Source organism: Flavobacterium oncorhynchi (genome assembly GCF_002217355.1).
Lineage (GTDB): Bacteria > Bacteroidota > Bacteroidia > Flavobacteriales > Flavobacteriaceae > Flavobacterium > Flavobacterium oncorhynchi.
Map to the genome: position 1 here is coordinate 117,849 of NZ_MUHA01000004.1, position 21,494 is coordinate 139,342.

Annotated in this window: 21 protein-coding genes; 13 read left to right on the forward strand and 8 right to left on the reverse strand. The window is 32.5% G+C overall.

Features of this window, described 5'->3' with window-relative positions:
* Nucleotide 1 precedes the first annotated feature (1 nt).
* The 3 genes from B0A75_RS03080 (at nucleotide 2) to B0A75_RS03090 (ending at nucleotide 5,842) form a co-directional block, all read left to right on the forward strand.
* On the forward strand, nucleotides 2–1,579 hold the full coding sequence (locus tag B0A75_RS03080) for a RagB/SusD family nutrient uptake outer membrane protein (protein ID WP_089052828.1): 1,578 nt from the start codon (nucleotides 2–4) through the stop codon (nucleotides 1,577–1,579).
* Nucleotides 1,580–1,685: 106 nt separating this feature from the next.
* Nucleotides 1,686–3,623: a glucosamine-6-phosphate deaminase gene (gene nagB / locus B0A75_RS03085; protein ID WP_089052829.1), complete on the forward strand. Its 1,938-nt coding sequence runs from the start codon at nucleotides 1,686–1,688 to the stop codon at nucleotides 3,621–3,623.
* A 152-nt stretch (nucleotides 3,624–3,775) separates the two neighbouring features.
* Entirely contained in the window at nucleotides 3,776–5,842 is a 2,067-nt protein-coding gene (locus B0A75_RS03090) for a beta-N-acetylhexosaminidase (RefSeq protein ID WP_089052830.1), read from the forward strand.
* A 292-nt stretch (nucleotides 5,843–6,134) separates the two neighbouring features.
* Here B0A75_RS03090 and B0A75_RS20375 read toward each other — a convergent pair whose 3' ends face one another.
* The 4 genes from B0A75_RS20375 to B0A75_RS03105 all read right to left on the reverse strand — a co-directional run bounded on the left by B0A75_RS20375 (nucleotide 6,135) and on the right by B0A75_RS03105 (nucleotide 8,795).
* Nucleotides 6,135–6,332 (reverse strand): hypothetical protein, encoded by a 198-nt coding sequence (locus B0A75_RS20375; protein ID WP_123872308.1) that lies wholly within the window; start codon nucleotides 6,330–6,332, stop codon nucleotides 6,135–6,137.
* Between the two features lie 116 nt (nucleotides 6,333–6,448).
* Nucleotides 6,449–6,616 carry a hypothetical protein gene (locus tag B0A75_RS20450; protein WP_164973729.1) on the reverse strand — a complete coding sequence of 56 codons (168 nt, stop codon included), beginning with the start codon at nucleotides 6,614–6,616 and terminating at the stop codon, nucleotides 6,449–6,451.
* 18 nt (nucleotides 6,617–6,634) lie between these two features.
* Nucleotides 6,635–8,023 (reverse strand): radical SAM protein, encoded by a 1,389-nt coding sequence (locus B0A75_RS03100; protein ID WP_089052832.1) that lies wholly within the window; start codon nucleotides 8,021–8,023, stop codon nucleotides 6,635–6,637.
* Between the two features lie 16 nt (nucleotides 8,024–8,039).
* Complete coding sequence (locus tag B0A75_RS03105) at nucleotides 8,040–8,795, reverse strand: prolipoprotein diacylglyceryl transferase family protein (protein ID WP_089052833.1); 756 nt, start codon at nucleotides 8,793–8,795, stop codon at nucleotides 8,040–8,042.
* Between the two features lie 244 nt (nucleotides 8,796–9,039).
* On the opposite strand from B0A75_RS03105, the gene B0A75_RS03110 reads away from it, so the two are divergent.
* The 3 genes from B0A75_RS03110 (at nucleotide 9,040) to B0A75_RS03120 (ending at nucleotide 12,525) form a co-directional block, all read left to right on the forward strand.
* Nucleotides 9,040–9,738, forward strand: a complete 699-nt coding sequence (locus tag B0A75_RS03110; RefSeq protein ID WP_089052834.1) for a DUF3592 domain-containing protein — start codon at nucleotides 9,040–9,042, stop codon at nucleotides 9,736–9,738.
* A gap of 89 nt (nucleotides 9,739–9,827) precedes the next feature.
* Nucleotides 9,828–10,601, forward strand: a complete 774-nt coding sequence (locus B0A75_RS03115) for a TlpA family protein disulfide reductase (RefSeq protein WP_089052835.1) — start codon at nucleotides 9,828–9,830, stop codon at nucleotides 10,599–10,601.
* A gap of 304 nt (nucleotides 10,602–10,905) precedes the next feature.
* Nucleotides 10,906–12,525 carry an ABC-F family ATP-binding cassette domain-containing protein gene (locus tag B0A75_RS03120; RefSeq protein WP_089052836.1) on the forward strand — a complete coding sequence of 540 codons (1,620 nt, stop codon included), beginning with the start codon at nucleotides 10,906–10,908 and terminating at the stop codon, nucleotides 12,523–12,525.
* Between the two features lie 265 nt (nucleotides 12,526–12,790).
* Here B0A75_RS03120 and B0A75_RS20455 read toward each other — a convergent pair whose 3' ends face one another.
* Nucleotides 12,791–12,964: a hypothetical protein gene (locus B0A75_RS20455; RefSeq protein WP_165765080.1), complete on the reverse strand. Its 174-nt coding sequence runs from the start codon at nucleotides 12,962–12,964 to the stop codon at nucleotides 12,791–12,793.
* Nucleotides 12,965–13,261: 297 nt separating this feature from the next.
* On the opposite strand from B0A75_RS20455, the gene B0A75_RS03130 reads away from it, so the two are divergent.
* Nucleotides 13,262–14,449, forward strand: a complete 1,188-nt coding sequence (locus B0A75_RS03130; RefSeq protein ID WP_244284338.1) for a glycoside hydrolase family 27 protein — start codon at nucleotides 13,262–13,264, stop codon at nucleotides 14,447–14,449.
* Between the two features lie 69 nt (nucleotides 14,450–14,518).
* Here the strand turns inward: B0A75_RS03130 and B0A75_RS03135 are convergent, their stop codons facing one another.
* The 3 genes from B0A75_RS03135 to B0A75_RS03145 all read right to left on the reverse strand — a co-directional run bounded on the left by B0A75_RS03135 (nucleotide 14,519) and on the right by B0A75_RS03145 (nucleotide 16,525).
* The gene (locus tag B0A75_RS03135) at nucleotides 14,519–15,154 is read right to left on the reverse strand and encodes a class I SAM-dependent methyltransferase (protein WP_089052838.1); all 636 of its coding nucleotides are present in this window, start codon (nucleotides 15,152–15,154) and stop codon (nucleotides 14,519–14,521) included.
* A 197-nt stretch (nucleotides 15,155–15,351) separates the two neighbouring features.
* Entirely contained in the window at nucleotides 15,352–15,750 is a 399-nt protein-coding gene (locus tag B0A75_RS03140) for a VOC family protein (protein ID WP_089052839.1), read from the reverse strand.
* A gap of 100 nt (nucleotides 15,751–15,850) precedes the next feature.
* On the reverse strand, nucleotides 15,851–16,525 hold the full coding sequence (locus tag B0A75_RS03145; protein WP_089052840.1) for a hypothetical protein: 675 nt from the start codon (nucleotides 16,523–16,525) through the stop codon (nucleotides 15,851–15,853).
* Between the two features lie 251 nt (nucleotides 16,526–16,776).
* Here B0A75_RS03145 and pyrR point away from each other — a divergent pair, with 251 nt between their 5' ends.
* From pyrR to B0A75_RS03175, 6 genes are all read left to right on the forward strand, one after another.
* Nucleotides 16,777–17,316: a bifunctional pyr operon transcriptional regulator/uracil phosphoribosyltransferase PyrR gene (pyrR, locus tag B0A75_RS03150; RefSeq protein ID WP_089052841.1), complete on the forward strand. Its 540-nt coding sequence runs from the start codon at nucleotides 16,777–16,779 to the stop codon at nucleotides 17,314–17,316.
* A 106-nt stretch (nucleotides 17,317–17,422) separates the two neighbouring features.
* Complete coding sequence (locus B0A75_RS03155; protein ID WP_029273654.1) at nucleotides 17,423–18,349, forward strand: aspartate carbamoyltransferase catalytic subunit; 927 nt, start codon at nucleotides 17,423–17,425, stop codon at nucleotides 18,347–18,349.
* Between the two features lie 207 nt (nucleotides 18,350–18,556).
* Nucleotides 18,557–18,889 carry a ribonuclease Z gene (locus B0A75_RS03160; RefSeq protein WP_089052842.1) on the forward strand — a complete coding sequence of 111 codons (333 nt, stop codon included), beginning with the start codon at nucleotides 18,557–18,559 and terminating at the stop codon, nucleotides 18,887–18,889.
* A 103-nt stretch (nucleotides 18,890–18,992) separates the two neighbouring features.
* The gene (locus tag B0A75_RS03165) at nucleotides 18,993–19,898 is read left to right on the forward strand and encodes a ribonuclease Z (RefSeq protein WP_089052843.1); all 906 of its coding nucleotides are present in this window, start codon (nucleotides 18,993–18,995) and stop codon (nucleotides 19,896–19,898) included.
* A 164-nt stretch (nucleotides 19,899–20,062) separates the two neighbouring features.
* On the forward strand, nucleotides 20,063–20,707 hold the full coding sequence (gene pdxH / locus B0A75_RS03170; RefSeq protein ID WP_089052844.1) for a pyridoxamine 5'-phosphate oxidase: 645 nt from the start codon (nucleotides 20,063–20,065) through the stop codon (nucleotides 20,705–20,707).
* Nucleotides 20,708–20,876: 169 nt separating this feature from the next.
* Nucleotides 20,877–21,380 carry a CAP domain-containing protein gene (locus B0A75_RS03175; protein WP_164973731.1) on the forward strand — a complete coding sequence of 168 codons (504 nt, stop codon included), beginning with the start codon at nucleotides 20,877–20,879 and terminating at the stop codon, nucleotides 21,378–21,380.
* Nucleotides 21,381–21,494: the final 114 nt, after the last annotated feature.

Below are 21,494 nucleotides of genomic sequence, written 5' to 3' on the forward strand. Positions count from 1 at the left end.
CATGAAAACAAACAATATAAAAAAATCATTAATCTGTTTCGGTCTTTTAGCCTTAGTTGGTTGTACAGATAATTTCGATGAGATTAATAGTAATCCTGATGCTTTTACTCAAGAGGAAGTAACACAGGACTTTAACCATATCTTAGGTCCTTTTAAAAATATGTTCGAGAATGTAATGGTAAATACTCCAGGTTGGAGATATCAAATTGCCATTGATTTATCAGCAAATACTTGGGGAGGTTATTCAACAGCTCCAGGTTTTGATGGAGCAAATAATCTTTCTTACGCTCTTACTGATAAATGGAATGGAGCAGGATGGGAAGCTGCATATTCACTTGTAATGGCAAATTTCTTAAAAGTTGAAAAAGAATCTAAAGGAAAATACGATCAGTTTTATGCACTTGCAACAATTATTAAAGTAGAAACTTTACATAAAGTAGCCGATGCTTGGGGACCAATTGTTTACTCTCAATTAGGAACTACTAATTCGACAATCGCATACGATTCTCAACAAGACGTTTATACAGCAATGTTTAAAGACTTAGATTTTGCAGTAAATGAATTAACGAGAAGAATAGATGCAAAAGAACCAAGTTCTTTTGTAAATACTGACCGTTCAACATATGCAGGAAGCTATGAAAAATGGGTGAGATATGCCAATTCATTACGTTTAAGATTAGCTATGCGTATTGTAAAAGTAAATCCAACATTAGCAAAAGCGGAAGCTGAAAAAGCGATGAGTCAAAAATTTGGTGTAATGACAGCTGCTACTGATACTTTTATGGTAACTAAAGATGTTTCACAACATCCTTTAAGAGTTGCGGCTTACGAGTATAATGACAGCCGTATGTCTGCAGATATGGAGTCTATCATGGGAGGTTATAATGATCCTAGAATGAAAGCTTACTTTGCAACATCAGAACAATTTCCTGATCAGTACAAAGGAATTCGTACAGGAGGAATACTTGGAGATAAAACATTACACATGAAATTTTCAAATTTCGGAAAAGTAATAAAAGATGACAAACAAGTAGTTTGGATGAATGCTGCCGAAGTGTACTTCTTAAGAGCTGAAGGTGCTTTAAGAGGCTGGAATATGGGAGGTGATGCTGAATCATTGTACAAAGCTGGTATTGCTGCATCTTTTGATCAGCTTGCTACAGGAGGCGCTGCTGAATATACTGCAAACAATGTAAATACAGCAAAAGATTATGTAGATCCAGTTGCTCCATTCAATAGTGGTTTAGCGGTAAATAAAGTTACTGTTGCTTGGGATAATACTGCAAGTAATGAAGTGAAACTTCAAAAAATTATTACTCAAAAATGGATTGCTAACTTCCCTGACGGACAAGAAGCTTGGTCTGATCACCGTAGAACAGGTTATCCTAAATTATTACCAATTCTTAATAATCAAAGTGCTGGTGTAGTTACTACTCAATTTGGAGTAAGAAGAATAAACTTTGTTCAAAGTGAAAGAGATGGAAATCCAGAAGGAGTTAAAACAGGTGTTGCAAAACTTGGAGGTCCAGATAATGGAGGAACTAGAACTTGGTGGGATACTACTGGTCCGAACTTCTAAAAACAGAGTATAAGAATTTAAGTTTGGTTAGTGAATGGTATAGGCAGTGAAAGTTGTCTATACCATTTCAAAAACCAAAATTGTAAATACAAAAAAAAGAAAATAAATGAAAAGTGCTTTAGAAATAAAACCTGATATCAGCTATAAAAGCGCGGGAAAATTTGAAGAAACAAGATTTGAGAAAATCCATAACGAAATCTTCAAAAATTCTGCAGAAGCTTCTGTAATTGTAGCGCAGGAAATTGCGCAGTTAATTAGATCTAAGCAGGAAAAAAATAAAACCTGCGTATTGGGTTTAGCCACAGGTTCTTCTCCTATAAAAGTGTATGAGGAATTAGTGAGAATGCACAAAGAAGAAGGCTTAAGTTTTAGCAATGTAGTTACTTTTAATTTGGATGAATATTATCCAATGAGTAAAGAGAACAATCAGAGCTATCATTATTTCATGCATCAGCATCTTTTTAATCATATCGATATCAATCCTGAGAATGTAAATATTCCAGACGGTACAGTTGCAATTGATGAATTAAATCAATACTGTATCGATTATGAAATGAATATTAAAAATGCAGGAGGTCTTGATTTTCAGTTATTAGGAATTGGCCGTACAGGTCACGTAGGTTTCAACGAACCGGGTTCACATATTAATTCTGGTACCAGAATTATTACTCTGGATCATATTACAAGAGTTGATGCCTCATCAGATTTTAATGGAATTGATAATGTGCCAAAAAGAGCCATTACAATGGGAGTTTCGACCATCATGCGATCAAAAAGGATCGTACTTATGGCTTGGGGACAAAACAAAGCCGATATCATCAAAAGAACTACTCAAGGCGATATCAGCTCAGAAGTTCCAGCTACATTTTTGCAAAATCATCCTAACGCAACCTTTGTTTTAGATCAGTCAGCTGCATCAGAATTGACACGTTTTAAAACTCCTTGGCTGGTTGGAGAATGCATTTGGAATCAGGAATTAAAAAGCAAAGCGATTGTTTGGTTGTGCCAAAAAACAAAACAATCAATCTTGAAATTAACCGACAGAGATTACAATAACAACGGAATGTCTGATCTATTGGCACAAGAAGGTTCTGCGTATGATTTGAACATTAATATGTTCAATGTTTTACAACATACCATTACAGGATGGCCGGGAGGAAAACCTAATACAGATGATTCGCATCGTCCGGAAAGAGCTAATCCTGCAAAAAAACGAGTAATTCTTTTTAGTCCGCATCCAGATGATGATGTGATTTCTATGGGAGGAACTTTTTCAAAATTGATAAAACAAGGTCACGACGTACATGTTGTATATCAAACCTCTGGAAATATTGCTGTTACAGATGATGAAGCTTTAAAGTTTGCTGAGGTTGCCAAAGATTTTGTTGGTGAAGCAGGAAGTGGGATCAACTTTAAATCTGTAATTGAATTTTTAAACCATAAATCAGAAAACGAAATTGATTCTCTTGAAGTTCGAAAACTAAAAGGATTAATACGAAGAAGAGAATCGTATGCTGCAACAAGATATATTGGACTAAAAGATGAAAAAACTCATTTCTTAGATCTTCCGTTTTACGAAACAGGACAAGTAAAGAAAAATCCGTTAGGACCAGAAGATATTGCTATTGTAAAAGAAATTATCGCCAGAATAAAACCACATCAAGTATTTGCAGCAGGAGATTTAGCAGATCCACACGGAACTCATGAAGTTTGTTTGAATGCGATTTTTGCCGCAATGGGTGAATTAAAATCTGAAAAATACATGGATGATTGCTGGTTATGGCTGTATAGAGGTGCGTGGCAAGAATGGGACATTAATGAAATTGATATGGCTGTTCCCCTTTCTCCATCAGAAGTGCTTTTAAAACGTCATGCTATTTTGTATCACCAGTCTCAAAAAGACCGTGTAATGTTTCAAGGAAATGATTCAAGAGAGTTTTGGGTTAGAGCCGAAGACAGAAATAAAAATACCGCTATTCTTTATGATGAATTAGGATTGGCAGAATATGAAGCAATCGAAGCTTTTAAACGTTTCGATTACTAAAAAAACAGATTCGGTTAGAACGAATCAAATTACAAAATTCAGATTGATTTCGCAGCGATTAGTGAGGTTCAATAAGATTCTATCTGAGTTTTGTTTCTTTTATCTATTTATTAATGTTGTCTTAGGATAACATCTTTTCAAAAACAGTAAAAATGAAATATTTATTTGTCCTACTATTAGCAGGTGTAACCTCTAGCGCTCAAATTCAGAAAGAGCAGTTAAATCTTATGCCTTGGCCTCAGAGTGTTGTATTAAACGACGGAAATTTTGCTTTAAACAAAAACTTTAAAGTAAACATTACTGGAAATCCTAATCCAAGAATTTTTGGAGGAGTAACTCGTTTTTTACGTCGCTTAGATGGTAGAACAGGAATTTTCTTTCAGCAGGGTTTTATCACAAAATTAAATGAAGTTCCAAATGCCGAACTGCAAATTAATTGTACTAAAAGTGGTAAAATTGGTTTATACGAAGATGAAAGTTATCATTTAGATATCAAACAAAATAAAATTACGATAAACGCAACAAGCGATTTAGGTGCTTTACACGGACTTGAAACGTTGTTACAAATGCTGCAAAATAATAGTAGTTCATTTTATTTTCCAGTTTCTAAAATTTCAGATTTTCCAAGATTTACATGGAGAGGTTTAATGATAGATGCTTCAAGACACTTTCAGCCGGTTGATGTAATTAAAAGAAATCTAGATGGATTGGCAGCAATGAAAATGAATGTGTTTCATTGGCATTTAGTTGACGACCAAGGTTGGAGAATTGAAATGAAAAAACATCCAAAACTAATAGAATTAGCTTCGGATGGAATGTATTACACACAAGAGGAAATTAAAAATATCGTAAAATATGCTGAAGAGCGCGGTATTTTGATAGTTCCAGAAATAGATGTTCCAGGTCATGCATCTGCAATACTTACAGCTTATCCAGAAATTGGCAGTAAAGTGATTACATTGACAGGAGGAACTTCCGAAAAAAATATTCAAGGTACAGCAATCGCTACCTATGGAATTGAAAGAAATGCGGGTATTTTTTCGCCAACATTAGATCCTTCAAATCCTAAAACATATCAAATATTAAGTGAACTTTTTGATGAAGTATGTCCATTATTTCCAGGAGCTTATTTTCATATTGGAGGAGATGAGAATGAAGGAAAAGACTGGGATGAAAATCCAAAAATTCAAGAGTTTAAAAAGAAAAATAAGTTAACAACTAACCATGAATTGCAAACTTATTTCACCATGCAGTTAGTTCCGATGCTTAAAAAACACGGAAAGCAATTAATGGGTTGGGAAGAGATTTTGACAAAAAACATGTCAAAAGATGCTATTATTCATGCATGGAGAGGACCAAACGAAGGCGTTGTTGCAGGTCAGTCATTGATTGATGCTGTTAAAAAAGGATATAAGACTGTAATGTCAAATGGATATTATGTCGATTTGTTGTACCCAATAGAAAGTCATTATTTAAATGATCCGATGCCAAAAGGTGCAGTTTTATCGGCAGAAGAAAAAGCAAGAGTTTTAGGTGGAGAAGCAACAATGTGGACAGAACTTGTAACTCCTACAACTATCGATTCTAGACTTTGGCCAAGAACTGCAGCAATTGCAGAAAGACTTTGGTCTGCTGAAGATATTACCGATATGACTAGTATGAGAAAACGTCTTGATGTAGTCTCTTTCCGATTAGAAGAACTTGGATTAACACACATTCGTAACAAAGCGGTTATTTTAAGAAACATTTCTAATAATCAAAATATAGAAGCATTAGAGGAATTTTCGAATGTTTGTGAACCATTAAAAGGGTATAAAAGAAACAAGGGAGGAACTGAATATCAAATGTACTCTCCGTTTACACTTTTTGCAGATGCTTGCGGACCAGATGCAAAAGATTCATTAGCTTTTAATGATGCTGTAAGTCAGTATTTAGCAAATAAAACACCAGAGAATAAAGCTAAAGTGACGGCATTCTTTACCAGATGGATTGCGCTTAATAAAGAATTAACGGATTTGAGTGCAAATGCGCCTTTAGTGCAGCCGTTTTTACCTTTGGCAAAAAGCTTAAGCGATGCATCAAGAGGATTGTTGCTTGTGTTAGACAATAAGTCGCAATTAAAAGCAGATGAGCTTAAAAATTTAATTGAACAATGCAATAGTAAAGATCATGCTGATGTCGAATTATCAGTTTATGAAAGTCTTAAAAAATTAATATAATGAGTTTGGTTTGAGTTAGTACTTAGTAAGTTGTGTTGCCTGAATTATTTAGTAATTTTTTTATCTCTGTCAGGTTTTCTGACAGAGATAAATAGGGCAAAATTTGCTGAAGACAGCTCTTTTATGATAAACAGAAATAGAATATTGGAACGGTTAAAATTGAGTTTGGTTATTTATTTTTTAATCTAAATTTTATTTCAGAATAATGATCAAATTTGGGTGATTTGTTATTTGGTTTTCACTCAAATGCGAACATTATAAAGCCTGGTAATTTTATTACCAGGCTTTTTTATTAATGCATGTTTCCTAGTTTGAAGTTTGCTGCGCAGGTGCCAAAACCAATTACAAAACCAATAATGGCGAACAGTATAATTTTCAATGAAGTTTTTCTATCGCGTGAGATAAAAATCAGGCGTAGAATCCCAGCAAGAAAAGCAATTACACTTATAAAAGCAGCCATACCTCCAATTGCGACTAAAGGGTTATTCATAACAGATAGTTTAATTTATTTTTTGAAAGTAAAATATTTTTTTAGTTCTAAAATTAGAGTTATTGATGATTTTATCAAAAATGATATTGTCAATTTTGCTCAAAAGAACACAGAGTTTAACTCAGCATAGCAACGCAAGTTCCAAATCCTATAACTACAATGATTATTGGTATCAACATAATTGTTAAAAAGAATTTTTTGTTTTCTTTTCCAGAAATTAAACCAATCAATCCAACTAAGAACATCACAGCGAGGATGAATCCAAGAAATAGTAATCCTTCCATATTTAAAAAGCTTGTAAATTAAACATTCAGTTTTTCTCGAATCGTATCAATTTTATGATCTCTGTAAAATAAATTCATGGTTTCAAAAGGGATAATTTTCATTTTATCGCTTACAATATGAACACAAGATTTTTTAACAGCACGAACATCAAAATCATGCGCGTCCATAAAATTCATTATTAAAATTCGGAACAAATTATTATAGTTTAAAGTGTCTGACTGCACTCTTGGCAAGCAGCACATTAATTCATTCATTTCGGTTTCAGCACAATCAACAGAAATTCCAGTGCTGAATAGATTCAGCATGTGCGTTTTTAGTTTTTCATCATGCTCAAAAACAATAGTGTTTTTGGAGTTGTTTAGTAAATCTTCTGGATTTATTAAGTGAGTCATCGGGAAAACTTCTCCATCAATTTTTAAAGCATAAGCCATACATAAAGCATCAGGATTACAAGGAACAGGAATTAAATCTTGAGGTGTAAATAGAGGATATTGCTCATAAATTTTCCGGCGTACTTCAGTTAAAGTTATACGACCTGAATGATCATCATAATTATCATTTCGACCTGCAACTTGCGTAGGTTGAAAAGTAACACCTCGAACACATTTTTGCTGTAAAGCATATTCAATTATCTGACCAATTTCATCGTCATTTTCTCCTTTTTGAAGTGTAATTACCAAAGTAGTCGAAATATTAAATTGATTTAAATGTTCGATTGCTTTTTTACGAACTTCAGTTAAATCTTCTCCGCGAAGTTTTTCTAATACTTCAGGTTTAAAGCTGTCAAATTGCAAGTAGATTTCGAAATCAGGCATATAGCCGGCTAATGTCTCAACAAATTTAATGTCTTTTGCAATTCTTATTCCATTCGTGTTCAGCATCAAATGCTTGATAGGTTTGCTTTTAGCAATGTCAAGAATTTTAAAAAATTCAGGATGCACAGTTGGTTCACCTCCTGAAATTTGAACAACATCTGGTTCCCCTTCATTAGCGACAACAGTGTCGAACATTTTTTCAATTTCTTCTAAAGTACGATGTCTTCCATAGTTTGGAGCCGAATTTGCATAACAAGTCGGGCAGGCTAAATTGCAGCGATCTGTAACTTCAACAATCGTTAAGCAAGAGTGTTGTTCATGGTCTGTACACAATCCGCAATCATATGGACAGCCGTAATGCACTTTTGTATTAAACTTTAAAGGCATTTCAGATTGTTTATTATAATTACGAATCTGTTTATAATAATCAACATCATCCGCAATCATCGATTTCAATTCGCCGTGTGTTTTGCAATGTTTCAACATCATAACTTTATTGTCCTGAAATACAATTTTAGTATCAACAAGATCTAAGCATGTTGGACATAAACTTTTGGTATAATCGTAGAATATATAATCGCGGGTTTTCATTAGGATAAAAGTATAGTTATTGTAAAAGTAAAGTTTTGTTTAAACGATTAAAAAACCGATTAATAAATTTCGAGTAGTAAATAAAAATAAAAATGGAGCTCCATTGAATACTGCTTAAATGAAGAAATAAAGGATTATACGGTTTTATAAATTCAATTAAAAAACGAAATAAAAAGTACAGCACCATGAATAGTTTAAATCGGTCACCATTAACGAGATTTCTGTTTCTTATTTTGTGGAAAAAGATAAAAAGTAAAAGCATGAAAAACATTTCATACAAAGCAACAGGATGTCTGTACAGCCCATCACCCAGATCCATTCCAGTAATAAAACTAGTCTCGATGCCGTAAGTAGGTTCGGCAATACCCATTGAGAAACATCCAATACGTCCAATAAATAAAGCCACAATTATTGGAATAACATATAGATCACCTGAAGAGATTTTAACGCCAATTATTTTTTTGATAAGTTCTACCCCAAGCAATCCGCCTAAAAATCCTCCAGCGACAGTTTTATTTTGAAAAAAAGTTAGAAAAGTCTGATTGCTAATTGCAGCAGGGTTTTCAAGTAATGCAATAACTCTAGAACCTATTAATGCGCCAATCATAGCACCAATCATAATGATAATACGATTAATATCTGAGATAGGATCTGATGTTCTCTTTTTTAAAAAGTAATAGATTCTTATCCCAATAAAAAAGGCTAATGTTTCAAATAAAGCGTGCCAATAAAAAGTTTCGTTAAAGAGCTTAAATTGAAATGGAAACGTCATTTTTTAGTCAGATTTTTTTGCTAATTTAATTAAATTAATTGGATTGTTTTTGCAAATTTTTTCTTTTGAGAAACTACAACAAATTAGTCTGATTTGTGATATGTTTTTTAACTGCAGAATAGTTTATTTTAATAATGAAATTATTACATTTACAGCCTTTTTAATAAATAGCAGATTTGATCTAATATTGCATTCTTAATGCAGATATAATTTAATCATAATCTTATTTTTTATACAATAAAATATGAAAACAATAGCCATAATTAAATATGTATTTATAACAATAGGAGCACTTATGCTTGCAGGAGCTTTTTATTTTTATCAGAATAGACAAGCCTTTTTGAAGAAAGCCGAAACAGTACAAGGAACCGTTGTAGAGTTAGTCAGTAAAAGATCTGATAATTCTACAACTTATGCGCCAATGGTTAGTTTTACGACAAAATCTGGAAGTAAAATAGAGTTCACATCATCAATCAGCAGTAATCCTCCAAGTTATAGTGAAGGCGAAAGTGTTGAAGTTTTATACGATCCAGCAGACCCAAAAGACGCCAGTATTAACGGATTTGCCTCATTATGGATCGGACCTTTAATTTTTGGGATTTTAGGAACAGTTTTCTTTTTAATTGGTTTCGGAATCATTCTATTCGGTATTTTAAGGCAAAGAAAAACACAGTATCTTCGCGATAATGGCAAGCGTATTGAAACAAAATTTGTTCAAGTACACTTAAATTACGGTATGGCTGTAAATGGAAGAAATCCGTTTCAAATATCCAGTCAGTGGCTTAATCCTCAAACAAACGAAATGTATGTTTTTGAAAGCGATAGTATTTGGTTTGATCCAACAGAGTTTATAAAAGACGATATAATAAAAGTGATGATCGACCCGAGTAATCCAAAGAAATATTATATGGATATTTCTTTTTTACCTAATCTTAAAAATTAAATGGATATTCTAGAAAGCTTATAAATCTGTTTCTAATATTTAAGGGCAATTTTAGTACTTTTGAGATTTAAATATTGTATTAAAACCCCATGCCGAAATCATTTTTTTTTATAGCAGCATTTTTAGTTTTTACCTTTAGTTACAGCCAAATTAAGAATGGAACACCAGAAGTTGATCCAATTCAAATTCAAAAAACATTTAGTGATTGGTCCGTTTATCAAAGTAAAAAAATCATGCTTTCAAGAGATTTTACAGCGCTTGATTTACAATCTAAAGAAATTTCAAAAGAAAAGTTTTTAGACCAATTAGCAAATGGAAATTATATTCCAATTCGATTAAAATCAGAAGAATCAGTTTATAATTATAAGCTGTTTAAAATTCTGCCAAAATCAGATACCAGTATAAAAGCAACTATAAATCAAATAGGTTTTGATGCTCTTAAAAATTATCAGATGGAAGGGGCAGCTTTTCCTAAATTTTCGTTTAAAGATCTAGAGGAAAATCTAGTTACAAACGAATCTATGAATGGAAAAATCATAGTAATAAAATGCTGGTACATTCACTGTACACCTTGCATCAGAGAGTTTCCGCAAGTCAATAAATTAGTTGAAAAATACAAAGACCGAAAAGATATTGTTTTTATAAGTCTGGCTGAAGATTCTGCAGAACAATTAAAAGCATTCTTAAGTAGAAAACCATTGTCGTATGCTGTAATTCCTGATATGAAAGTTTATATGAATGAAGCTTTACAACTTAATTCATTTCCAACACATTTTATTCTCAATAAAGAAGGAATGATTGCTAAAGTACTCTCAAATTTTGAAAGTTTGGAAGTTGCGCTGGCGAAAGAAAGTAAGTTATAATCGGATTAATTTTGCAAAGGAATCTCATTTTTGTCATTTCGACTGAAAGGAGAAATCACAAAAGAAATTCCGCAAAGCATGTCTCCAATCTTTGTCGATTAACTAGTGCGATTTCTCCTTTCTGTCGAAATAACAAGATTGTGTGTAATAATCTATGAAAAAATAAAACTTTACGTCTTTGCTCCCGATCGCTGTCGGGACTGCGAGAAACCCTCTCCAGAATAAAAAAACTTAGTCGCTTTGCACCTTTGCAACTCTGAACCTTTTTCCGTACTTTTGCACCAAATTAATTAAAAAGACATTCATGTTAACAGTCAATAATTTATCAGTTCAATTTGGCAAACGAATTTTGTTTGACGAAGTAAATACCACATTCACTCACGGAAATATTTACGGCGTTATTGGAGCCAATGGTGCTGGAAAATCTACATTTCTTAAAATTATTTCGGGCGATATGGACCCAACTTCTGGACATATTCATTTAGAACCAGGAAAACGTATGTCGGTTTTAAACCAAAATCACAACATGTTCGATGAGCATACTGTTTTGGAAACCGTTTTAATGGGAAATAAAGTTTTGTATGCTGTTAAAAAAGAAATGGATGAACTTTATTTAGACTACAACGATAAAAATGCTGACAGAATAGGGGAGTTACAAGTTCAGTTTGAAGAAATGAACGGATGGAACGCAGATTCTGATGCTGCATCAATGTTGTCTAACTTAGGAATTAATGAAGAGCATCATTATACATTAATGAGTGATATGGAAGGAAAAATGAAAGTTCGTGTGCTTTTGGCGCAGGCACTTTTTGGAAATCCTGATGTATTGATTATGGATGAGCCTACCAACGACTTGGATTTTGAAACAATCGCTTGGTTAGAGAATTTCTTAGCAAACTACGAAAATACTGTAATCGTTGTATCTCACGACCGTCACTTTTTAGATGCCGTTTGTACACATATTTCTGATATTGATTTCGGGAAAATCAATCACTATTCAGGAAACTATACTTTCTGGTACGAGTCTAGCCAATTAGCGGCAAAACAACGTGCACAGCAAAACAAAAAAGCAGAAGAGAAGAAACAAGAGCTTGAAGAATTTATTCGTCGTTTTAGTGCAAACGTTGCGAAATCGAAACAGGCAACTTCTCGTAAAAAAATGATTTCGAAATTGAATATTTCAGAAATCAAACCTTCAAGTCGTCGTTATCCTGCGATTATTTTCGATCAGGATCGTGAAGCTGGAGATCAGATTTTGAATGTAGAAAACTTATCTGCTTCTGTAGACGGAGAAGTTTTATTTAAAGATGTTGATTTGAATATGGCAAAAGGCGATAAAATCGTTCTTTTCTCTAAAGATTCGCGTGCAACAACTGCTTTCTATGAAATTTTAAACAATGAACAAAAAGCAGATTCTGGAACTTTTGACTGGGGAATTACAACAAACCAAGCTTATTTACCAGCTGAAAACCACGATTTCTTCGAAAATGATTTGACCTTGGTAGATTGGTTACGTCAATACGCTAAAACGGAAGAAGAGCGTGATGAAGTGTTTATTAGAGGTTTCTTAGGGAAAATGATTTTCTCTGGAGAAGAAGCTTTAAAAACAAGCCGAGTTTTATCTGGAGGAGAAAAAGTACGTTGTATGCTTTCTAGAATGATGATGGAGCGTGCAAATATTTTAATGCTGGACGAACCAACAAATCACTTAGATTTGGAATCGATTACCGCTTTCAATAACTCATTGAAAAACTTTAAAGGTTCAGTGATTTTTACAACTCATGACCACGAGTTTGCACAAACCGTGGGTAACAGAATCGTTGAAATTACACCAAATGGAGTAATTGATCGTTACATGACATTTGATGAATATCTTGATGATGAAAAAATTCAAGAGCAAAGAAAAAAGATGTACAATCTTTAATCGATAAAATCCCAATATTTAAAATCCCAAATTCCAAATTAAACTTGGAGTTTGGGATTTTTTTTTGGTTTAATTTTAAACACATAGAAACATAGTTTTAGTGCCGAATTTAGTGTGAATAAAGACTACAAAAGAGAAATATGTTTCTTTCACACAGCTATGTTTTTTTTTTTTTTAAGTGAAACGCCTTTTTTAAGTTCAAAAACTATGTTTCTATGTGTTTAAAAAAATCCCCGCTATAAAAATAACGGAGATTATTTTATGTCTATTTATTGCCAAAAAGTTTTGCGAAAATGAAAATGATTATCGCAATAATAAAGATTACGATGAAAATTCCAAAACCCATTCCGGCTTTAAAAATGTCTCCAATAACTTCGCAGCTTGTAAATGAAAACAGTATTACAAATACCATTAACATTCTTAGTATTTTATTTTGCATGATTCTGATTTTTATAATTTTATAAATTAAAATTACCTCAGGAATCACGAAAATGTGTTATAGAATTTTTTGAAAATGTTTTAGGATTAGATGTTTTAAGTTCTTTAATACCAAAAAATATATTTGTTCGCTGCTTCTAAAGGAGTATTCTATATTATAACTGTAGATTTTCAATAAATGTATTTATATTTGAGTTTGTGTATTTTAAAATTACTTTATTTCGGACTATTTTAATTTATTAAACTGAAATATACTATTTTTAAAAGCTATTCAATTGGCTTTTATATCGCAACAAACATGAAATCATACAAAATGAAGACTGCTTCAAAAAAAATAATATGCAAATTAATTTTCGTCTTTTTTATAAACGGGCTGCTTTTCGCGCAAGAAGCTAAACCGCCAATAATGGGTTGGAGCAGCTGGAATAATTTCAGAGTGCATATCGATGAAAAAATGATTCGAGAGCAGGCTGATGCTATGATTACTTCTGGGTTGTACGATGCTGGTTATAGATATGTAAATATAGACGATGGTTATTTTGGCGGAAGAGATTCAGCAGGTAATCTTTTTGTTGATGCTCAAAAGTTTCCTTCGGGAATGAAAGCTTTAGTGGATTATATTCACAGCAAAAAACTTAAAGCAGGAATATATAGCGATGCAGGAAGAAATACTTGCGGATCTATTTATGATAATGATCAAAAAGGTATTGGAGTTGGTATGTATGGATATCTTGATGCAGATACTAAAACTTTTTTTGAAGACTGGGGCTGCGATTTTTTAAAAGTTGACTGGTGTGGCGGCGAGAAAATGAATCTTGATGAAAAAACAGAATACTTGAAAATTTTAAAGGCTGTAAAAGCTAAGAATGAAGCAATTGTTCTTAATGTTTGTCGATGGAAATTTCCTGGTGAATGGGCAATCGATAAAGCGGATTCTTGGAGAATTTCCTATGATATTGATGATAAATTTTCGTCTATACTTAAGATTATAGATTTGAATGTTGATTTGTATAAATACTCATCTCCTGGGCATTATAACGATATGGATATGTTACAGGTTGGCAGAGGAATGACTTATGAGGAAGATAAAAGTCATTTTTCGATGTGGTGTATGTTGAATTCTCCTCTATTGGCAGGAAATGATTTAAGAACTATGTCAAAAGAAACTGTTGGTATTCTTACTAATAAAGAAGTAATTGCTTTAAATCAAGATAAAGGGTTTTATCAAGCAAGACGAATATTTAAAGAGGGAAATATTGAGGTTTGGGAAAAATTGCTGGGAGAAAAAGGTAAAGATGGAAAAGCAATTGCTATTTTGAATCGCGGAGATGAAGCAAACCAATTTGTTTTAAAATCAGATTTGGTAAATCTTGAGAAATCAGTCAAAATTCGTGACTTATGGTCCGCTAAAAAGATAGGAGCAATAGGAAAGAAGGTCAGCTTTGTTATACCTAAACATGGTATAGTAGTTTTGCGTACGGAATAAGACAATTATATTTGAAAAAAAGAGAACAGATTACTTTGTAGAGTGAGGTTATATAATCGGTTTTTGAATTCATTGTTCTATTTTCTTCGCAATTATTATAGTATGAATTTCTATATCTTCTCCTTTTGGATAATTTACTTCAAATAATTTAATGATGTCAAAATTATTTTGATAAAGTTGATTGTTGATGTCTTTTAAAGTATGATAATAAAAATAAGTGCGATCGCCAGTGCTTCCCGAAATAAAACCAGATTGAGAAGGATTTCCGGCAACAAAACTTAAATATAAAATCCCGTTGTTTAAAAGTATTTTCGCAGAGTCAATTATCAGTTTAGAACAATCTTCTTTGGATAAATAAGGCAAACAAAAGCCGCACATAATGGCATCAAATTTTTGATATAAGGAACTAAGTTCTCTTGTATCCATTACTTCAAAGTTGGCTGAAGGATTATTAGCTTTAGCTAATTCGATCATTTTTGGAGCAATGTCAATACCTGTAATTTTCAGGCTGGGTTTTTTGGATAGTAAATATTTTGTAATGTTTCCTGGCCCACAACCAATTTCAAACACGTTTATTTGTTCTTGTGTTAGGGTATTGCAAAAGAAGTCATAAGTATCATTATACAAACTTAAACTCATAAACTTATCTTGATAGAGATTTGCTATTTTATTCCAAGTCTCAAAAGTTTCTTTGTATTTATCCATTGATTTTTATTTGTGGTTTTTCATTCTGACTTATCCATTGATCAAAGCCTTTTTTTAGAATCCAATGCCCATTTTCTTTCCCATATAAATATTTCCCTCCTTGTCCACCTAATAAGCAATTATAGTCTTCTCGAAACTCAATTATAACTTTTTTTCTATCAACAGATATTAAAGGAAATGAAATGTTATTTCATAGTTTAGGATAGCATCTCAATAAGCTGAATATAATTACCGCAAGTATCGTTTAAAATGGCAATTTTTACATTTCCCATTTCGGTTGGATTTGTTTTAAATGCTACACCAAGATTTACAAGACGATTGTATTCTTCCTCAAGATTGTCTACATTAAATTGCGTACACGGAATTCCTGCTTCAAAAAGCGCTTTTTGATACGTTTTAGCTGGTTCAAAATGGTTTGGTGATGGTTCCAACAGAATTTCAATGCCATTTGGGTCCTCTTTAGAAACAACCGTCAGCCATCTATTATCTCCGCCTAATGGAACATCGTGTTTTTTTATAAAGCCCAATTTTTCAGTGTAAAACTGTAATGCTGTTTCTTGGTTAAGAACTGGAATTGAGATGACTTTTGCTTTCATGGTTTTTTACTCTTTTTAAATTTATTTCGAATTATGCTGTGTGAAGCCGTACTGTTTTAAATCTCGCGACTTTGAACTTGTTACGTTTTTTTTATAAACCTTATTTTTTATAATAAGAGATTTTTCTTGTCCAGGTTTCACTATGATTACCACTCGATGAAGTTTTACTTATCCAGTTGCCATATTTATCATTGGTATAGTTATAATCAAACTCTTCTTCACTAACAATTTTATCATTTCTCAAAGTTTGTCTTTTTGTAGTATCTCCATATTTATTAAGATCACTTAAGTTAACGGTTATATTTCCATTCCACCATTCTGTAGTTTTTTCTTTGATTTTATTTCCATTATTATCATAAAAATACTCCCATTGATTTAATATCTGCTCTTTTGCAGTATGAACATAATAAATAGATTGTTTGATTAATTGTTTTTTTGCATTGTAAACATCTTCAGCGCTTTTCTTTTGTACACCTTCAACATTTTCATAAGTAGTAATATATTCTAATCCATTTAAATTTGATTTTTTTCTATTATCATTTTCAGAACTAGATTTTGTTAAATATCCTTTTTGATTAAATTCATAACTAGTAGTGTCTTTTGGACAATAAAATGTGCCTCCTTCTACCATTACAGATGGGCAGCTCTCGTGTATTTCAACGATTTTATTTATTGTTCCTTTTAATCTCATTTTTTGCCAGTCTGATGATAATTTCTGAGCATTTATTTGGTTTACTAATAGAATTTGTACTAAAACAAAGAAGATTTTTTTCATATTAAATTTAAGATTATTTGTAGTTTTATTCGTTTTTAATTTTCTGTTTTTCTTTGCTAAAATATGTTTTTAAAATAAAATATTTTTCAAAAAGAAAATTATGTTTTCAGAAATAAGAAATATAATGGCTTATTTGGATTTGATTTTATAGTTGAAATCTCATTCATTACAAAAAATGATATTTCCCTACTCAACACCCAACAAATAAATTCTGATTTCGTATATTTGCCAACCAAACATTACAATTACTTATGAGTCAAAAAGTATTACTTAATTCAAAAGAAGTTACTATCATACTCCATCGTTTGGCTTGTCAGTTAATCGAAAAACATCTTGATTTCTCTGAGACTATTTTAGTGGGAATTCAGCCAAGAGGTGTTTTTTTAGCGGAACGTTTAAAACAAATATTAGAAAACGAATATAAGGTTCCCGAAATTTCTTTGGGATATCTGGATATCACTTTTTTTAGAGATGATTTTCGTCGTACTGATAAACCACTCGAAGCCAATAAAACCCAAATCAATTTTATAGTCGAAAACAAAAAAGTCATTTTTATTGATGACGTTTTGTTTACCGGACGAAGCATTCGTTCTGCTTTAACGGCAATTCAATCTTTTGGAAGACCTTCAGAAATTGAATTACTAGTTTTAATTGACAGACGTTTTAGTCGTCATTTACCAATTCAACCCGATTATAGAGGTCGTCAAGTAGATGCTATTAATGGCGAAAAAGTGATAGTAAGCTGGAAAGAAAATGATGGTGAAGATGTTGTTCACTTAGTGACGAATTAAGTTTAATCGGTTAACCGATTAATTGTTTAATCGGTAGCAACGCCGATTAACCGATTAGAAAAAAAACGATTAAACAATTCAACGAATAAACAAATAAACAATAAAAATGAAAGAATTAAGCGTAAATCATTTATTAGGAATAAAATATATCAACGAGAATGATATTAACCTGATTTTTGAAACGGCAGATCATTTTAAAGAAGTCATTAATCGACCAATTAAAAAAGTTCCTTCATTACGAGATATTACCATTGCCAATATTTTCTTCGAAAACAGTACCAGAACCAAACTTTCGTTTGAATTAGCACAGAAACGTTTATCTGCTGATGTCATCAGTTTTTCTGCAGCTCAATCATCTGTTAAAAAAGGTGAAACTTTAATTGATACTGTAAACAATATCCTTTCTATGAAAGTAGATATGGTTGTAATGCGCCACTCTAATCCTGGAGCGGCTTATTTTTTATCTAAAAATGTCAAAGCGAGTATTGTAAATGCTGGAGATGGTGCACACGAGCATCCAACTCAGGCTTTGTTAGACAGTTATTCTATCAGAGAAAAGCTGGGAGATGTTGCGGGAAAGAAAGTAGTAATTGTAGGTGATATTCTGCATTCAAGAGTTGCCTTATCCAACATATATGCTTTGCAAATGCAAGGTGCAGAAGTTAAAGTTTGCGGACCAAAAACATTGATTCCAAGATATATTGAATCACTTGGTGTTACGGTTGAACCAAATTTACGTAAAGCTTTAGAATGGTGCGACGTTGCGAATATGCTTCGCGTACAAAACGAACGTATGGATGTGAATTTTTTCCCATCAACACGTGAGTACGCACAACAATACGGAGTTGATAAACCGCTTTTGGATTCTCTTGGAAAAGAAATCGTAATCATGCACCCAGGACCAATCAATAGGGGAGTAGAGATTACATCTGAAGTGGCAGATTCTGATCATTCAGTGATCTTAAATCAGGTTGAAAATGGTGTAGCAATTAGAATGGCAGTTATTTATCTTTTGGCTTCTAAGATTCAATAGTTTTTGTTTCAAGTTTTGGAACGTGATTATCCGAATGTCACCCTGAGCGAAGTCGAAGGGTTTTTATGTACAAAACGTGTTTTGCAAACAAGGGCTTCGACTTTGCTCAGCCTGACAAAGTTGAGACAAACTTGAAACTTGAAACCCGAAACTTAGAAAAACTTCGTAACTTAGCTCATCGAAAAATATTAGCGCATAAATTATAAAATGAAAGTAGATCAAAAAGGACATACCGTTACAATAAAAAATACACAGGGTGATTTTAATGGCTTTGTAGAAAAAGTAACGCAGCAATTTAAAACCTTTGAAAAGCATAATGTTATAATCGATCTGTTATCAGATTCTGAACTTTCAGAAAATGATTTGAAACTTTTTTTACCTCTTGCTAAATCTCAAAAAAAAGTAAAAAAATCATTTGTAATTGTAGTTTCTGATCTTGATTTTAATGCCGTTTCAGATAAATTAGTTGTTGTGCCTTCACTTTTAGAAGCGCACGATATTATCGAAATGGAAGAAATTGAAAGAGACTTAGGATTTTAAAGAATCGGTTAATCGTTGATTTGTTTAACTGTTTAATCGATAAGTTTTTGATTATAATTTAACGCGATTAAACGATTCACCAAATAAACGAATAAACATTAAATTGAAGTTAACTATACTTGGCTGTTATGCCGCAACTCCTAGAACACTTACTAATCCAACTTCGCAGGTTTTAGAAATCAAGAATCGTTTGTTTTTGATTGATTGCGGAGAAGGAACTCAGGTACAGCTTCGAAAAAACAAGATTAAATTCTCGAAAATTAATCACATCTTTATTTCCCATCTTCACGGAGATCATCTTTATGGATTAATTGGAACGATTTCAACTTTTTCTCTTCTGGGAAGAACGACCGATTTACATATTTATGGGCCAAAAGGAATTAAAGAATTAATTCTTCTTCAATTGAAGCTGACAGAATCTTGGACTACTTATAGCTTATTTTTTCATGAATTGGAGTCGAAGAAAAGTGAAGTAATTTTTGAAGACACAAAAGTTATCGTTAAAACTATTCCGCTTAAACATCGTGTTTATACTAATGGATTCTTGTTTCAGGAAAAACCGGGAGAAAGAAAATTAAATATAGAAGCAGTTCAGCACTATAATATCCATGTTGCTTATTATCAAAAAATAAAAAACGGCGGTGATGTTAAGCTTGATGATGGAACTATAATAGAAAACGAAAAATTATCGTTTGACCCAATTCCGTCAATGAGTTATGCGTTTTGTTCTGATACCGTTTATAACGAAGATATAATTCCGATTATTGAGAATGTTGATGTTTTATATCATGAATCTACTTTTTTAGAATCTGAAGCTCCTTTGGCATTAAAAACACTTCATTCAACTGCAAAAGAAGCGGCACAAATTGCATTAAAAGCAAATGTAAAACAATTGGTTTTAGGGCATTATTCTACACGATACGACGGAATTGAACGTTTTAAACAAGAGGCGGAATCCGTTTTTCCTAATGTTCTTTTAGGAGATGACGGATTGAGTTTTGAATTTTGATTTAGAAAGGGGTAAAGATGCAGAATGCAAAGTGACAAAGGTTACTTTAATATACGTATGTCGCCCTGAGCGAAGTCGATGGGCTTTTGAGACAAGAAGGGCTTCGACTTAGCTCAGTCTGACAAACTTGAAACTTGAAACAAAATAAACTAAAATCAACAATCATGAACGATTTAAGCAATTATAGAAAATCTTACGAGAAAAGTGAATTATTAGAAACTAATATTCCTGAAGATCCAATTAATCTTTTTAACAGATGGTTTCATGAAGTTGAAGATTTTGGCGGAAGCGGAGAAGTCAATGCCATGACAGTTTCTACAATTGGATTAGACGGATTTCCTAAATCTCGTGTGGTTTTATTAAAGAAATTCTCAGAAGAAGGTTTTATCTTTTATACCAATTATAATTCTGAGAAAGGAAAGGCTATAGAAGCCAATCCTAATGTTTGTTTGTCTTTCTTTTGGCAGGAAATGGAACGTCAGGTAATTATTAAAGGAATTGCCCAAAAAACGTCTGAAAATATTTCTGACGGCTATTTTGATTCTCGTCCTGATGGGAGTAAGTTAGGAGCGATTGTTTCTAATCAGAGTGAAGTGATTCCGTCTAGAACTTTCTTAGAAGAAAATCTAAAAAAGCTGGAACATGAATTTGAAGGAAAACCTATTCCAAGACCTGAAAATTGGGGAGGTTATTTAGTAACCCCTCTTCAGGTAGAATTTTGGCAGGGAAGACCAAATAGACTTCACGACCGCATTCGTTATACAAGCCAATCTGATTTCTCATGGAAGATTGAGCGCCTCTCTTCTTAATTTGTAAGATTTTTACTTTTATTTAAAAATATTTTATGTAGTTTGTCGATTTTTTTTGTAGTTTACCGATAAATTAAATACGTTTGATATAGAAATGTAAAAAGATTGTCACATAATTATTTAAGGTTTTTGCCCCAACATTTACTTTAAAACTAAACTACTAAAGATTATGAAAAAAGTTATGTGCGCCATGCTGTTCATTGTGATTTCGATCACAATGAACTCATGCTCGGCAGAAGTCGCAGAAGGTACGGAAAGTACTGGGGGTACAGAAAAATTAATTACAGACTACAGCTACAATGCGTCTGAATTAGAAACAATGCAATTAATAAACGATTACCGGAAAAGTATTGGTTTGAATGCATTGGAAAAAATTAATCATATCTCTTATGAATGTGAAGTTCATAATAAATATATGATTGATAACAACCTCGTAAATCACAATGATTTTGTTTTGAGGTCTAAAAACATTGAAAGTGTTCTAGGCGCCAAAAGGGTTGGAGAAAATGTTGCTTATAACTATAAAACTTCTGAAGCAGCTGTGAGAGCTTGGCTGGACAGTCCGGGACACAAAGAAAATATCGAAGGAAATTATACTCATTTTGGTATTTCAATATCTACTGATCCCACAACAGGAAAAAAATATTATACTAATATATTTGCAAAAATTTAAAAAACTTTCAAATTGGTTGGTTAGTTTTCGTTGTAATTCCTGAGTTACAACGTTTTTTTTTGTAAAAAAAAAGCTGTCTATAACTAGACAGCTTTTTTGATATAATATATTTTG

What these genes read in the sequence shown, in the direction of transcription:
- B0A75_RS03130 (WP_244284338.1), top strand. Translation starts at nt 13,262, where the DNA reads ATGAAATCATACAAAATGAAGACTGCTTCAAAAAAAATAATATGCAAA.
- B0A75_RS03115 (WP_089052835.1), top strand. Translation starts at nt 9,828, where the DNA reads ATGCCGAAATCATTTTTTTTTATAGCAGCATTTTTAGTTTTTACCTTT.
- B0A75_RS20455 (WP_165765080.1), bottom strand. Translation starts at nt 12,964, where the DNA reads ATGCAAAATAAAATACTAAGAATGTTAATGGTATTTGTAATACTGTTT.
- B0A75_RS03155 (WP_029273654.1), top strand. Translation starts at nt 17,423, where the DNA reads ATGAAAGAATTAAGCGTAAATCATTTATTAGGAATAAAATATATCAAC.
- B0A75_RS03160 (WP_089052842.1), top strand. Translation starts at nt 18,557, where the DNA reads ATGAAAGTAGATCAAAAAGGACATACCGTTACAATAAAAAATACACAG.
- B0A75_RS03175 (WP_164973731.1), top strand. Translation starts at nt 20,877, where the DNA reads ATGAAAAAAGTTATGTGCGCCATGCTGTTCATTGTGATTTCGATCACA.
- pdxH (WP_089052844.1), top strand. Translation starts at nt 20,063, where the DNA reads ATGAACGATTTAAGCAATTATAGAAAATCTTACGAGAAAAGTGAATTA.
- B0A75_RS03105 (WP_089052833.1), bottom strand. Translation starts at nt 8,795, where the DNA reads ATGACGTTTCCATTTCAATTTAAGCTCTTTAACGAAACTTTTTATTGG.
- B0A75_RS20375 (WP_123872308.1), bottom strand. Translation starts at nt 6,332, where the DNA reads ATGAATAACCCTTTAGTCGCAATTGGAGGTATGGCTGCTTTTATAAGT.
- B0A75_RS03110 (WP_089052834.1), top strand. Translation starts at nt 9,040, where the DNA reads ATGAAAACAATAGCCATAATTAAATATGTATTTATAACAATAGGAGCA.
- B0A75_RS03135 (WP_089052838.1), bottom strand. Translation starts at nt 15,154, where the DNA reads ATGGATAAATACAAAGAAACTTTTGAGACTTGGAATAAAATAGCAAAT.
- nagB (WP_089052829.1), top strand. Translation starts at nt 1,686, where the DNA reads ATGAAAAGTGCTTTAGAAATAAAACCTGATATCAGCTATAAAAGCGCG.
- B0A75_RS03080 (WP_089052828.1), top strand. Translation starts at nt 2, where the DNA reads ATGAAAACAAACAATATAAAAAAATCATTAATCTGTTTCGGTCTTTTA.
- B0A75_RS20450 (WP_164973729.1), bottom strand. Translation starts at nt 6,616, where the DNA reads ATGGAAGGATTACTATTTCTTGGATTCATCCTCGCTGTGATGTTCTTA.
- B0A75_RS03090 (WP_089052830.1), top strand. Translation starts at nt 3,776, where the DNA reads ATGAAATATTTATTTGTCCTACTATTAGCAGGTGTAACCTCTAGCGCT.
- B0A75_RS03140 (WP_089052839.1), bottom strand. Translation starts at nt 15,750, where the DNA reads ATGAAAGCAAAAGTCATCTCAATTCCAGTTCTTAACCAAGAAACAGCA.
- B0A75_RS03100 (WP_089052832.1), bottom strand. Translation starts at nt 8,023, where the DNA reads ATGAAAACCCGCGATTATATATTCTACGATTATACCAAAAGTTTATGT.
- B0A75_RS03145 (WP_089052840.1), bottom strand. Translation starts at nt 16,525, where the DNA reads ATGAAAAAAATCTTCTTTGTTTTAGTACAAATTCTATTAGTAAACCAA.
- B0A75_RS03120 (WP_089052836.1), top strand. Translation starts at nt 10,906, where the DNA reads ATGTTAACAGTCAATAATTTATCAGTTCAATTTGGCAAACGAATTTTG.
- pyrR (WP_089052841.1), top strand. Translation starts at nt 16,777, where the DNA reads ATGAGTCAAAAAGTATTACTTAATTCAAAAGAAGTTACTATCATACTC.